General features: G+C 52.8%; 15 protein-coding genes. 3 read left to right on the top strand and 12 right to left on the bottom strand.

The genetic code is table 11. The features are described from left to right. Positions 1–18: 18 nt before the first annotated feature. The 12 genes from gap to kdsA all read right to left on the bottom strand — a co-directional run bounded on the left by gap (position 19) and on the right by kdsA (position 9212). Positions 19–1026 carry a type I glyceraldehyde-3-phosphate dehydrogenase gene (gene gap / locus BR04_RS08675; protein WP_496355609.1) on the bottom strand — a complete coding sequence of 336 codons (1008 nt, stop codon included), beginning with the start codon at positions 1024–1026 and terminating at the stop codon, positions 19–21. Positions 1027–1035: 9 nt separating this feature from the next. Then, positions 1036–1518, bottom strand: a complete 483-nt coding sequence (gene rimI, locus BR04_RS08670; RefSeq protein WP_496355608.1) for a ribosomal protein S18-alanine N-acetyltransferase — start codon at positions 1516–1518, stop codon at positions 1036–1038. After that, positions 1502–1927: a PTS sugar transporter subunit IIA gene (locus BR04_RS08665; protein ID WP_496355607.1), complete on the bottom strand. Its 426-nt coding sequence runs from the start codon at positions 1925–1927 to the stop codon at positions 1502–1504. Before BR04_RS08665 ends, rimI begins: the two co-directional genes overlap by 17 nt. A 30-nt stretch (positions 1928–1957) precedes the next feature. Beyond that, positions 1958–2842: an RNase adapter RapZ gene (rapZ, locus tag BR04_RS08660; RefSeq protein ID WP_496355606.1), complete on the bottom strand. Its 885-nt coding sequence runs from the start codon at positions 2840–2842 to the stop codon at positions 1958–1960. Between the two features lie 136 nt (positions 2843–2978). Next, positions 2979–3437, bottom strand: a complete 459-nt coding sequence (locus tag BR04_RS08655; protein ID WP_496355605.1) for a PTS sugar transporter subunit IIA — start codon at positions 3435–3437, stop codon at positions 2979–2981. Between the two features lie 123 nt (positions 3438–3560). Beyond that, the gene (hpf, locus tag BR04_RS08650) at positions 3561–4121 is read right to left on the bottom strand and encodes a ribosome hibernation-promoting factor, HPF/YfiA family (protein WP_496355604.1); all 561 of its coding nucleotides are present in this window, start codon (positions 4119–4121) and stop codon (positions 3561–3563) included. Between the two features lie 14 nt (positions 4122–4135). Beyond that, a complete protein-coding gene (rpoN, locus tag BR04_RS08645) occupies positions 4136–5569 on the bottom strand; it encodes an RNA polymerase factor sigma-54 (RefSeq protein ID WP_496355603.1) in 1434 nt (477 codons plus the stop codon). 1 nt (position 5570) lies between these two features. Continuing rightward, on the bottom strand, positions 5571–6293 hold the full coding sequence (gene lptB / locus BR04_RS08640; protein WP_496355602.1) for an LPS export ABC transporter ATP-binding protein: 723 nt from the start codon (positions 6291–6293) through the stop codon (positions 5571–5573). A 19-nt stretch (positions 6294–6312) separates the two neighbouring features. Then, positions 6313–7320: an LptA/OstA family protein gene (locus tag BR04_RS08635; protein WP_496355601.1), complete on the bottom strand. Its 1008-nt coding sequence runs from the start codon at positions 7318–7320 to the stop codon at positions 6313–6315. Then, positions 7298–7873 (bottom strand): LPS export ABC transporter periplasmic protein LptC, encoded by a 576-nt coding sequence (lptC, locus tag BR04_RS08630; RefSeq protein ID WP_496355600.1) that lies wholly within the window; start codon positions 7871–7873, stop codon positions 7298–7300. Before lptC ends, BR04_RS08635 begins: the two co-directional genes overlap by 23 nt. Then, positions 7870–8385: a KdsC family phosphatase gene (locus BR04_RS08625; protein WP_496355599.1), complete on the bottom strand. Its 516-nt coding sequence runs from the start codon at positions 8383–8385 to the stop codon at positions 7870–7872. Before BR04_RS08625 ends, lptC begins: the two co-directional genes overlap by 4 nt. Continuing rightward, complete coding sequence (gene kdsA / locus BR04_RS08620) at positions 8382–9212, bottom strand: 3-deoxy-8-phosphooctulonate synthase (RefSeq protein WP_496355598.1); 831 nt, start codon at positions 9210–9212, stop codon at positions 8382–8384. Before kdsA ends, BR04_RS08625 begins: the two co-directional genes overlap by 4 nt. 233 nt (positions 9213–9445) lie before the next feature. Between kdsA and BR04_RS08615 the strand changes: the two genes are divergently transcribed. The 3 genes from BR04_RS08615 to lepB all read left to right on the top strand — a co-directional run bounded on the left by BR04_RS08615 (position 9446) and on the right by lepB (position 12771). After that, positions 9446–10816, top strand: coding sequence for a M23 family metallopeptidase (locus tag BR04_RS08615; protein WP_496355597.1), 1371 nt, complete (start codon positions 9446–9448; stop codon positions 10814–10816). A gap of 44 nt (positions 10817–10860) precedes the next feature. Next, on the top strand, positions 10861–12033 hold the full coding sequence (locus BR04_RS08610; protein ID WP_496355596.1) for a homocysteine biosynthesis protein: 1173 nt from the start codon (positions 10861–10863) through the stop codon (positions 12031–12033). Between the two features lie 90 nt (positions 12034–12123). Continuing rightward, positions 12124–12771, top strand: a complete 648-nt coding sequence (lepB, locus tag BR04_RS08605) for a signal peptidase I (protein ID WP_496355595.1) — start codon at positions 12124–12126, stop codon at positions 12769–12771. Positions 12772–12824 lie beyond the last annotated feature (53 nt).

The following is a 12824-nucleotide window of genomic DNA, read 5'->3' as shown; positions in this document are numbered from 1 at the left end:
GCCCCTTTTTTTTTGCGATCAGATCTGTTTTCCCATGTAAGCGGCAAGATCCACCATGCGCTGGGAATAGCCGGTTTCATTGTCGTACCAGGCCAGAACCTTCACCATGTCTTCGCCCATGGTTTCCGTTGTGGGAGCATCCACGATGGAGGACAGGGTGCAGCCATTGAAATCCATGGAAACCAGGGGTTTTTCCTCAAAACCCAGTATGCCCTTCAGGGTACCTTCGCTGGCAGCCTTGAGTGCCGCATTCACATCGGCTTTGCTGAGTCCTTTGCGTTCCGTATTCACCACAAGGTCAATCATGGAGACATTGGGCGTGGGAACACGAATGGAAAGACCGTTGAGCTTACCCTGAAGGCTGGGGAGTACGAGACCTACGGCCTTGGCTGCACCGGTGGTGGTGGGCACCATGGAAAGCCCGGCAGCCCTGGCCCTGCGCAGATCTTTGTGGGGAAAATCCAGGATACGCTGATCTCCCGTATAGGAGTGGATGGTGGTCATAAGGCCTTGGCGGATGCCGAAGGTTTCCATCAGAACCTTGGCCACAGGAGCCAGGCAGTTGGTGGTACAGGAGGCATTGGAAACGATGATGTGTTTTGACGGATCAAAGGTTTCTTCATTGACGCCCATGACAAAGGTGGCATCCGGATTTTTACCGGGTGCGGAAATGATAACTCTTTTGGCGCCGGCCCTGATGTGGGATGCAGCTTTTTCCCGATCCACAAAAGCCCCCGTGCACTCGGCAACAATATCAATACCCAGATCCTTCCAGGGGAGTTCTGTGGGATCTTTTTCAGCGAAGAAGGGGATGGTGCGACCATTAACCACAATGGCACCCTCCCTGGCTTCTATTTGGGCATTGAGCCTGCCGTGTACGGAGTCATAGCTGAGCAGATGGGCCATGGTTTCCGGCGTGGTCAGGTCATTGATGGCGACAATTTCGACTTCCGGGTGATTCAGGGCACAACGGAACACCACACGACCGATGCGTCCCAGGCCGTTGATGGCGACTTTGATACTCATGCTTCCTCCTTAAGGGGTTTTATCGGTGAAATTTTCCATCAGGTTTTTCATCATATTGATGGCATCAATACCGCCGGGATAGTAGCGTTTGCGGATGCCTGTACTTTTAAAACCCTGTTTCCGGTAAAAGGCCAGGGCAGCGTCATTGCTGCTGGCAACTTCAAGAAAAAGGGCAGGAGATTCGGATTGTTTTGCCCAGTCATGCAGCGTGTCCATGAGAAGACTGGCCAAGCCTCTGTGCTGACGGTCTGGCCGGACGGCGATTTTGAGGATTTCGATCCCATCCGTCACCCGTCTGCAACAAAGGTATGCCAGAAGATTTTTTCGGGATTTTTCGATGAGAATACGACAGAAAGTCTGTGGAACACCCTGTTCTGCCATGAAATCCTCGAGACTCCAGGGGTGGCTGAACACAAGGTTTTCAAGGTCTGCCACATCGGCAAGATCCTCTTCCTCCATGGCACGGATATCGATATCATCCCTTCTGGGCACTGCGGGGAGTTCCTTTCAGCAGGCCACTGGCCAGGGTGATGCTGCGTTTGCCATGGGCTTCCAGCTGGATTCCGATTTCGTGGATGGGCACACGTTTTCTGAGGCTGATGGCCCGGATCAGCAGGGGAAGGTTTACACCGCTGATCACTTCAATGCGGCCTTCTTCCAGGAAGGAATAGCTGAGGTTGGAAGGGCTGCCGCCAAACATGTCTGTGAGGATGAGAAGTCCTTCACCGCTATCCAGTTTTTTCAGGGTTTCGGCGATGGTTTTACGTATGCTGTCAGCATCTTCCCGGATATTGACGGATACGGGAACAACATTCTCCGGCTTTTCCCCCAGGATGAATTCTGCGGCCTCAATGAGGGCTTGGCCCAGTTGGCAGTGGGTGACAACGGCAATTCCAATCATAAAAATAATTCCCCGTTTAAGGGTTGGGTATCAGGTGGAAGCGGACTGGCGGAGAATGTCTCGGTGGGAAATTCCGATCTGGCCGACCCGCCCCTGCAGATACTCGAAGATACGGCGGGTGATGGCCACGGATCTGTGGCGCCCGCCGGTACAGCCTATGCCCAGGGTGAGATAGGCTTTGCCCTCTCTTTTATACAAAGGGATCAAATAGTCAAGGAGGTCGAGGTACTTTTGCAGAAAGATCCGGCACTCTTCCTGGCGGAGGATGAAATCCCGTACAGCGGGATCTTCTCCGGTAAGATCCCGCAGTTCCGGTGTGAAATAAGGGTTGGGCAGAAAGCGGACATCCATGAGCAGATCCATGTTCCGGGGCAGACCATATTTGAAGCCAAAACTCAAAAGATCAATCCTTAAGGTATCCGTGGAGATGCAGTGCTGGGCAATGCCCATGATCAGCGCCTTGAGATCATGCACTGTGGTGTCGGACGTATCAATGACATAGTCGGCCCTGTCCTTGAGGGGGGCCATGTAGCGGATCTCTGTCTGGATACTGGTGAGAAGGGAGGTACCCTGGGAAAGGGGATGCTGACGCCGGGTCTGGCTGAAGCGGGTCAGGAGCACATCTTCACGGCTGTCCAGGAAAATGAGTTGCAATTCCCAGTTCTGTATACGAATTTCATCAAAAATTTCAGCATGTTTTCCGATAAAATCCCTTTCCCGGATATCCATGACAAAGCCCAGACCGTTGTAGTCGGACGTGCCACTGTGAATGCGCAACTCCAGAAATTTGGGAAGAAGACTTACGGGAAGATTGTCCACACAGTAGAAGCCCGCATCTTCCAGGGCTGCGGCAGCGGTGCTTTTCCCGGATCCAGAAAGGCCTGTAACAACAATGATTTTTCCTTTTGTGTGCATTGTACCGTCAGTTTTTTAGGGTTACCCTGTTTGCTGCTCAGGTTGTCAGGGTGAGTGGGGATGTGAACCGGTCTTTATTCGATGAAAGGGAAAATTTTGTGTGCAGCTACCAGGAGTTCTGCCGTAAGGTTGCGTGCTAAAAATTTTCATCCAGAGGGGCGATGATTTCCCGGATGCTTTTTGGATCTGAAGCCCTGCGCAGTTCCGCCTTGAAGTCGGACTGGCGCAGCATCTTTGAAATTCGGGCCAGTATCTGGAGATGCACTCCTTTTTCAGAGGTCGGTGTCAAAATCATAAAAAAAAGATGTACCGGCCTTTCGTCTAAGGCATCAAAGGGAATGCCTCTGCGGCTTTTACCAAAAACAAGGGCAGGGTGTTGGAGGGTGTCCAGTTTGCCGTGGGGGATGGCCACGCCTTCCCCAATGCCGGTACTGCCCAGTCTTTCCCTTTCCAGGAGAACGCGGAGCAGCGTCTCTTCAGGAATGTGGAAGGTTTTGCAGATGGGCGAGCAGAGTTCTTCCAGGGCGGCCATTTTGTTTCTGGCCTGTAGATCCGTAAGAATATGTTCCTGGGGCAGCAATTCCAGGATTTTCATGGCAGTAACCTTAGGGCAAGTTTGTTGGAGAGGCTGGCGTTTTCAAATTCGCAAATGGGATCCGGTGCCCAGGTGGACACCCGCAGGGGGTGTCCACATCTGCCTGTATACCCGGTCAGGAGATCAGGCATCAGGCTGTATCAGACCCAGACTGCCATCTTTCCGCCTGTACAGTACATGCACCCTTTCTGTTCCGGCATCCGTATAGACGATGAAGTCTCTGTCCGAGAGCTCCAGCTGCATGGCCGCTTCTTCGGTTCCCATGGGTTTGAAGGGCATGGATTCCACAACAATAGCCGTATTTCCGGAGATCTTTTCCTCGTCACTGCGGTCTTCGGCCAGGGTTTCCGCTGCTATTGCCGCTTCTGCGCCTTTGATGCCTTCCCGGGATACGGGGCGTTTTTCCCGTATCTTTTCCTTGGTTCTGCGGATCTGGGTTTTGAGCTTGTCCACCAGAAGATCCAGGCTGGCATACATGTTTTCCGATTCTTCCTTTGCCTGAAAACTCAGCTGATCGCAGGTAATGCGCACTTCTGCAATGTGCCGGAGTTTCTCCACAGAGAGAACCACCTGAGCTTCCGCCGGGCTGTCAAACTGTTTGTCCAGCCGGGAGAGCTTATTTGCGGCGTAGGACTTCAGTGCTTCGGAGGGATCAATGTTTTTGAAGGTCACGGATGTCTTCATGGGCTGCCTCCTCATCAGTATTGTCTGCGTTTGCTGGACGGAAGAATTTTGAGAATATCCCTGTATTTCGCTATGGTTCTTCTTGCAATGCGGATGTTGTGTTCCTCTTCAAGGATGCTTGCAAGCTTGATGTCGCTGTAGGGTTCCGCCGGATCTTCATTTTCCACAAGCTGTTTGATTTTTTCAAGCACACTGATGGAGGCCATGGCCTCACCTTCCACCCGGTTGATGGAACTGTTGAAAAAATATTTCAGCTCAAAGAGTCCCTGGGGGGTATAGGCATATTTGTTGGTGGTTACCCGGCTGATGGTGGACTCGTGCATCTGGATATCCTGGGCCACATCCCGGAGTACCATGGGTTTGAGGTGGGCGATACCCTTTTCAAAAAAATCCCGCTGGAAGCGTACAATGCTTTCCATGACACTGCATATGGTTTTTTGTCTTTGCTGGATACTTTTGATCAGCCAGGAGGCGGAACGCATTTTTTCCTGGAGGTACTCCTTGGTTTCTCCTGAAATTTTTTCTCCCGTTCGCATGGCTTTTTTGTAGTAGGGGTTGATGTGCAGTCTCGGCATGCCATCGTCATTGAGGGAAACCACAAAATCATCGTTGTGCTTGTAAACGTAAATGTCCGGTGTGATGTAAACCGGAGACTCATCGTGAAATTCCCTGCCCGGCTTGGGCTCCAGAGAACGGATCAGGGTGACGGCGGCAATGACGGTGTCCAGATCCAGTTTAAGGCTCTTGGCAATGGCCTTAAAATTTTTGTTCTCCAGATTTTTCAGGTGATAGAGAATGATTTTTTCCACCACACCCAGTTCAAGCCCCAGTCTGCGTATCTGAAGGAGGAGGCATTCCTTGAGACTGCGGGCGGCGATTCCCGGAGGGTCGAAGGACTGCACCAGGGCAAGGGCTTCCTCGGCCTTGTCCTCGGAAGTACCGGAACTGCGGATGATGTCGTCAAGGTCGGCATCCAGATAGCCGTCCGTATTGATATTCCCGATGATGAGGCTGGCAAGCTCACGTGCCTGGGGTTCTGGATCGGTCATGGAAAGCTGCCAGAGGAGGTGACCCTGAAGTGTTTCCTTGCTGGAAACGAAATTTTCGTACCGGGTCGCTTCCTTTTCTTCGGATTCAAAGTGTACCCGGCCTGCACTGCTGTATTCATCGAGATAGGCGTCCCAGTCTGTCTCCGGATCCACCTTTTCCCCGATTTCCACTTCCTGAAGACCGCTTTCATCGGCAGGGGCTGTTTCCGCCGGATCCGGTGCATCTGAATCCGGTGCATCCATCCTTTCTTCCAGGGCTGGATTCTGCTCCATTTCCTGCTGTATGGCGTCCACGAGTTCCAGCCGGGAAAGCTGTAGCAGTTTGATGGCCTGCTGCAGCTGTGGCGTCATGACCAGTTGCTGGCTGAGCTTGAGTTGCTGTCGGAGTTCTATGGCCATGTTATAACCGGAATCCGTCTCCTAAATAGGTTTTTCTGGCAATGGGACTGGCAGCGATCTCTGCGGGAGACCCCGAATCCACCACCTTGCCAGAATGCAGAATATAGGCCGTATCACATACGCCCAGGGTTTCCCGTACATTGTGGTCTGAGATCAGAACACCGATATCCCTCTGGCTGAGGTAGGTAATGATCTGCTGAATGTCATTCACGGCCAGAGGATCCACACCCGCAAAGGGTTCGTCCAGCAGGATGAACGCTGGATCTGTGGACAGAACCCTTGCAATTTCAAGCCTTCTGCGTTCTCCACCGGAAAGAACGGCAGCTTTCTGATGGGCAAGATGGGCAATCCCCAGTTCTTCAAGGAGGGCATGCGCCTTTTCCTGTCTTGCCGTACTTCCCATATCAAGATTTTCAAGGATGATCAAAAGGTTATCCCTTACAGAAAGTTTCCTGAATATGGAAGCTTCCTGGGGCAGGTAGCCGATTCCGTGACGTGCCCGCATGTACATGGGATAATCTGTCAGATCCTGATCGTCAAGAAAAACTCTCCCCCCATCCGGCCGGATGAGTCCTACGGCCATATAGAAGGTGGTGGTTTTACCTGCACCATTTGGGCCGAGCAGGCCAATGACCTGCCGACTTTCCACATTCATGGAGACGCCGTCCACCACTTTTCTGTCTCCGTAGCGTTTTTCCAGTTGTTCCAACCGCAAGACGGGCATGGCTATTGTTCTCCAGAAATCAGAAGGGCATGGAAGGGGACGTGCCCTTTTCCTGTAAAAGGGTGCCGGAAACCCCCCCGGAAAATTCCACCTCACCACTTTTACGGTTCATGCGGATGGCCGGCCCCTGCAGCACATGGCCCTGGCGCTCCAGTCGGGCAGGGGATCCGGTAAGGGTGATGGTGTCGTCTGCTGCCACAAAAATGGCCCGTTCGCCCCAGGCTCTGCCGTTGGGATGGGTTATCTGAACATCCCCTTCAGCAATCAGTGTATGGATGGACATCGGGGACTCTTCGTTGTTTTGATTCTGTATCAGGCTGGCTTTGCCACGATAGTGGATGATAACAGAATCTGCCTTGAGATCCATATCCGTGTGCTGGATGTGAACCTTTTTCTTGAGGGTGAGGGTCTGGGCAGGATTGTCCCAGTGCTGATAAAGGGACTGGGACATGACGGCTGTCGGTGGGCTGCCTTGCAGGGTGTACTGGAGGGTTGAGGGCAGCTTGTCAGAGCCTTCAACCTGCATGTTTTCCAGGCTGTGTTCATAAAAAATTTTATTTCCGGTGATCTTGATATCCGGATTCATGAAGACGGCGGGGTTTCCCTCAAGCAGGAGTTTCTGGCCCTTGCTTTCATAGCGTGCTTTTTCTGAGCTTGTACTGAAATCCTTGTAGTGCAGACGTACCTGGCCTTCGGCTTCAAGACTTTCGATATTCTGTTCCGAGAAAGCTTCCTCCATTTTTTCGGAGTGAAAGCGGATGCGCAGGCTGTCCGCATGGATACCCGCTTCTTTTCCGAAAATCCGGGCGTCCCCTTTCATGCGGATTTCCCTGGATCCGTTTTCATATTCCATCTGGGAGCTTTCAAAGTTGATGGAAAGAAGATCGGCCTGTGCAGGGACGGGTCTGAGGAGGATGAGCAGGCATAAGAAGGCTGCCACAATGCTGGAAAACCGTTGCAGCCATTGTTCTGTAAGGATTTTTTGATGAAAGTGGTTCCGGATTTCATGGCGAAGACTGGGGGGCATGGAGTACTCCTTTTACATTTCCGGTAAGGCGCAGGCAGCCGGAAGGCAGATCATAGCTTGCGGCATCGGATTCCACAAGGAAACGGGGGCCTGTGACCCGTGTTTTTACGGGAGAGACCAGCGTTTTTTCAGGGGATGTATAGCGAAGCTCTTCGGTTTCAAGATGATACTGGAGGTGAAGGAGGCGTACATTTTCTGCAAGGCGTAGATTGCCGGTCTGGGTCTCCGCAAAACCTGTTCTGGCCTGGGCGGTGATGGGGGTGTTGTCTTCGTTGATATAGGTGACCGTGACTCCGCTCAGCTCCGCCATGCCGCCCTGTCTGTCGTAATCGGCCCGGTCTGCGGAAAGGGTCCAGAGGATTCTGTCGTTTTCCGTTGCCGTATGCCGAAAACGGGAAAGGGCGATATGGCTGCCTTGCAGGGAAGGATCGGCTGGAGGTGGGGCTGTGAAATGTTCGGCAAGGAAAAGAAGAAAGGTTACAAGGAGCAGTCCAAGGGCAAAGAAAATGAGAAGAATACGTTTTCGCCTGCGTTTTTGATGAAAAAGTGTCATTGGAGGAAACGATCCACAATGCTGTTCCAGAGGCCTCTGGCCTTTAAAATGGCCTCGCAGACTTCCCGAACGGCTCCCTGTCCGCCAGTGGCCTGGGTGATATACGTTGCCCGCTGTCGAACCTCCCATGCGGCATCTGCCACGGTAATGGAAAGTCCAACCCTTCGCATCAGTCCGAGATCCGGGAGATCATCTCCCATGAAAGCCATGGCCTGGGGCGGGATACCTGTTCGGGACTGAATGTCTTCAAGCAGGGCGGCCTTATCCTTTACGCCATCCCAGATGAGATCTATTCCCAGATTGGCCAGCCTGTGGCGCAGGGCAGGGGCTGCCCTCCCTGTGACAATGCCCGCAGGGATACCCGCATCCATGAGAAGCCGGAGTCCCAGGCCGTCTTTGACATGGAACACTTTGGTTTCCTCACCGGCGTCATTATAAATGATACTGCCCGGTGTCAGTACGCCATCCACATCAAGGAGGAGAAGGTCAATATCGGAAAAGAGACTTTTCATGCGGCACTCTCCCCGAGGATGGCTTTGATGGCGCAGAGCTGATCCAGGAGGCGGGGGACATCGTGGAGATGCAGGGAATTGGCTCCGTCACAGAGGGCTTTTTCCGGTTGAGGGTGGGCTTCAATGAAAATTCCGTCCGCGCCTGCGGCCACGGCACTGCGGGCGAGGATGGGGGCAAACTCCCTTTGCCCCGAAGAATGGGTTCCGGAACCGCCGGGCAGCTGGACACTGTGGGTGGCGTCAAAGATGACCGGATAGCCGAAACCGCTGAGTATGGGAAAGCTGCGGAAGTCCACCACAAGATTGTTGTAACCAAAGCTGGCTCCCCGTTCCGTGAGAAGAATTTCCCGGCATCCGGATTCCTCCAGCTTGGTGATGACATTCTGCATATCCCAGGGAGCAAGGAACTGGCCTTTTTTGACGTTTACGGGCTTTCCCGTATGTGCGGCGGCAGCAAGAAGATCGGTCTGCCGACACAGGAATGCGGGGATCTGAAGAATGTCCAGCACCTCTGCGGCGGCTTGTGCCTGCTGGGGCAGATGGATATCGGAAATGACGGGAACGCCGATGCGGGTTCGAACGGTTTCCAGGGTTCGCAGGCCCTCATCCAGTCCCGGCCCGCGGAAAGAGCTGATGCTGCTGCGATTGGCCTTGTCGAAGGAAGCTTTGAAAATATAGGGGATTTCCCTTTTTTCCGTTTCTCTTTTTAAAAAATCGGCAATTTTGAGGCAAAGATCCGTATCCTCTATGGCACAGGGGCCTGCGATCAGGAGGAGGGGATGTTGGGGGCCTAAGGGGATCGTTGTCTGCTGAAGCGGGATTTTCATGATCTTTCCTGCAATTCGGGTATTTTAGGAGGCGGACGTTTGCTCTGGTTTCTATTCCTAACGTCCTGTTGTCCAAAAGTCAAGGTGCTATGCAAAAGTCAAGCCGAAGCTCTCGTATTTGAGCAGGGCTTTGACGGCATCATGGGTACGGGCTTGATTCCCTTGGGGTGAACTGTTATGAATGCCACCGGAATACGCTGAAAAAAAATCTGTGGAGAAAGGGTTGTATAGACATGAAAAGACAGGAGAAAAAAGGTAAATCCTGGCTGTTTTTTTTTCTTGCGGTGGTGGTTGCCCTTGCTGCGGGCTGGTTGGCCTTTACCTGTTTTGAAGGACGTAAACCCGAAATTCTTCTGTTGATGGAAGGCAGTACTCTGGGGAATGACAGGGAAATTCGTCTGGAGCTGAGGGATTCGGGACGGGGACTCAAGGATGTCCGTGTCAGTTTCTGGAAGGATGGCAAGGAACATGTCCTTGCGGAAAAGACTTTTCCTGCCAGTGGTTTTCTGGGGGCAACGGCGGTTCTGGAGGATGCACTGGCCTTTCATTTTACCCCTTCGGCTTCCGGTATTCCTGATGGAATGGGATCGTTGAAAATTGAGGTGCGGGATGCTTCCCTGCGGGGAGGATTCAAGGGAAATCTTGCCGTTTTGGAGAGGGAACTGCTTGTGGATACCCGGCCTCCGGAAATTCATGTCCTGACGCGGAGGCACTATCTGGCCCAGGGGGGAGCCGGACTGGTGGGCTACCGTCTTTCGGAGCCTGTGCTGCGCAGTGGTGTGATGGCAGATGGCCATTTTTTTCCAGGGTATGGGGGGTTTGGGCCGAACAAGGATGTACATCTGGTTTTTTTCGGACTGGGGCATGAACCGGGGGCGGGGAAGGAGATTTTTATTCTGGCTGAAGATTTTGCGGGCAATACCGGCAAAAATGGTTTTCCCCATCATGTGAATGTGAGACGTTTTCCTGAAGATTCGATTCATATCTCGGATCGTTTTTTAAACTGGAAAATGCCCGAATTCCAGATTCCAGGGGGCGATCCGGCATCTTCCCTTGAAAAATTTCTCAAGGTGAACACCCTTATCCGGAATGCAAATGAGGCAGTTATTTTTGCGGCAACCGGTCAGCCAGAAACCGGGATTCTCTGGGAGAAGCACTTTCTGCCCCTGCCCGCTGCAGCCAACCGGGGGGGATTTGCTGATCGCAGAATTTATTACTATAATGGCCGGGAAATTGACCGGCAGTTTCATAAGGGAATTGATCTGGCTTCCATTGCCCAGTCACCTGTCCCGGCAGCTGCGGCGGGCAGGGTGGTGATGGTGGACACCATCGGTATTTATGGACGCAATATCCTGGTTGACCATGGATGCGGGCTTTTTACCCAGTATGCCCATCTCAGCCAGACGGGAGTTTCCGTGGGAGATTGGGTGAAAAGGGGAGATACTCTGGGACGTACGGGACTCTCGGGTATGGCAGGAGGCGATCATCTGCATTTCGGGGTGGTGGTGCATAATATGTTTGTCAATCCCATTGAGTGGCTGGACCCCAATTGGGTGGAGAACAATATTTTATCAAAACTTCGTGATATTGCTGCGGGTATTTAGGGGAGAAATCACCTCTTGAATATGCCGCGCACAGGGGAGAAGGCATGGCGTCCTTTGAGATAAACAAGACGTATCAGGAAATCAACGCGAAAATTGCTGCGGGAAAGGCCGTTGTCGTCACGGCGGAAGAGATGATCTCTATTGTGGAAAACGAAGGGCCCGTAGGTGCCGCACGTCATGTGGATGTGGTGACGACCGGAACCTTTGCTCCCATGTGTTCTTCCGGAGCCTTTATCAATTTTGGTCACTCGACGCCTGCCACCAAGGCTTCCCACACCTGGCTGAACGGGGTTCCCGCTTACGGGGGGCTGGCGGCTGTGGACTGTTACATCGGTGCCACGGAACCCACAGTGGAAGATCCCCTGAACAAGGTGTATCCCGGGGCCTTTAATTATGGCGGTGGGCATGTCCTTGAGGATCTGGTGGCCGGAAAGCGGGTGCATATGCGCTCGGAGGGCTATGGAACCACCTGTTATCCCAACCGTCTTTTTGAAAAGGATCTGAGCCTTGCGGATCTGCCTCAGGCACTGCTCTGCAACCCCAGAAATGGCTACCAGAATTACAACTGCGCCATCAATACGACGAAAAAGACCATTTATACCTATATGGGGACGCTGAAACCCCGTATGGGGAATGCCAATTATTGCAGTGCCGGCAGCTTAAGTCCCCTGATGAATGATCCCTGTTACCGGACCATTGGTCTTGGAACCCGGATTTTTCTGGGAGGAGGGGTGGGTTATGTTACCTGGTGGGGAACCCAGCACAAGCCCCAGGCTCCGAGAACGGAAAAGGGGATTCCCACCACGCCAGCGGGAACCCTTTTTGTGATGGGAGATATGAAGCAGATGAAGCCTGAATGGTTACGGGGGGTGAGCATCCGGGGGTACGGTTGTTCCCTTTCTCTGGGGCTTGGTATTCCCATCCCCATTCTGAACGAAGAGATGGCCCGGTATACGGGGGTGAAGGATTCGGATATTTTTACCCAGGTCGTGGACTATGGTCTGGATTACCCCAATGGGGTTTCCCGCAGCTATGGTCAGGTTTCCTATGAAGCCCTGAAAAGTGGCAGCATTACCGTGGAGGGCAAGGTTATTCCAACGGTTCCTCTTTCCAGTATGGTCAAGGCAAGGGAGGTGGCCCTGATGCTGAAGGAATGGATTGAACGGGGCAAGTTTTTCCTTGGAGAACCCCAGTTTCTCCTTCCTGGCCCGGCATAGAAAAAAGACGCCCCCCTTCCAAGGATCTGGAAGGGGGGATTTTTACGTGATGGGATGTGTATACAACAATATTTTCTATAAGGCAGACGTGTGAAAATTCAGGCAACAGCGGAAACGGAAAAGGCAGGGGCCAAGCCATCAGCCCTGCGGGAAAATGTAGAGGCTATCATCATTGCGGTGGTGCTGGCTCTTTTGATACGGACTTTCGGGGTACAGGCCTTCAAGATTCCTTCAGGATCCATGCTGGAAACCCTTCAGATTGGTGACCATATCCTGGTGAACAAGCTGGCGTATGGTTTGAAGGTGCCCTTTTTCGGGGAACCGCTTATTGGTGGCACGCTACCTGACCATGGAGACATTGTGGTTTTTGCGTACCCGGAAGATCCGCGTAAGGATTTTATCAAACGTGTGGTGGGAGTCGGAGGGGATGTGCTGGAGATCCGGAATAAAAAGTTTTATCGGAACGGCAGCCTTGTTTCCCATGAACCCTATGCCGTTTTCAGTGATTCTTCGGTCTACCGGAAAGAGTTGAGTCCCAGGGACAATCTCGGGCCCGTCACCGTTCCTGAGGGGATGCTTTTCACCATGGGCGACAACCGGGATAACAGCCACGACAGTCGTTTCTGGGGCTATGTGGATGTCCGGGCGGTCAAGGGCAGGGCCTTCATGATTTACTGGTCCTGGGACGCAGAGCGTTTCCGTCCCCGTTGGGGCAGGCTGGGCAATTTTCTGTCCTGATTCCACTGCGCTTGTTGGTATGGGATGTCCGGTGGCATCAGGCCTTTTTCAGG

Source organism: Desulfobotulus sapovorans DSM 2055, assembly GCF_059569355.1.
Note: the sequence above shows the minus strand (reverse complement) of the source record. Positions and strands in the feature narration are given on the sequence as shown.